We start from the raw sequence: 317 nt of genomic DNA on the forward strand, positions 1-317 counted from the left end.
CAGAAGTGAAACGCCGTAGCGCCGATGGTAGTGTGGGGTCTCCCCATGCGAGAGTAGGACACTGCCAGGCATCAAATTTAGTTGTGCTGATATGGCTCAGTTGGTAGAGCGCACCCTTGGTAAGGGTGAGGTCCCCAGTTCGACTCTGGGTATCAGCACCAGTTACATGGGTTAAAGTTCGGTAGTAGTAGAAAAGAATTTACCTGGCGGCAATAGCGCGGTGGTCCCACCTGACCCCATGCCGAACTCAGAAGTGAAACGCCGTAGCGCCGATGGTAGTGTGGGGTCTCCCCATGCGAGAGTAGGACACTGCCAGG

General features: G+C 55.2%; 1 tRNA gene and 1 rRNA gene. Both read left to right on the top strand.

Annotation, left to right across the window (positions count from 1 at the left end):
* Window positions 1-85: 85 nt before the first annotated feature.
* Window positions 86-161: transfer RNA gene (locus V2A85_RS24690), tRNA-Thr, on the top strand.
* A gap of 41 nt (window positions 162-202) precedes the next feature.
* Window positions 203-317: ribosomal RNA gene (gene rrf / locus V2A85_RS24695) — 5S ribosomal RNA — on the top strand; the annotation flags it as partial.

It is taken from the genome of Yersinia sp. 1252 StPb PI (assembly GCF_048593885.1).
GTDB classification, from domain to species: domain Bacteria; phylum Pseudomonadota; class Gammaproteobacteria; order Enterobacterales; family Enterobacteriaceae; genus Yersinia; species Yersinia enterocolitica_E.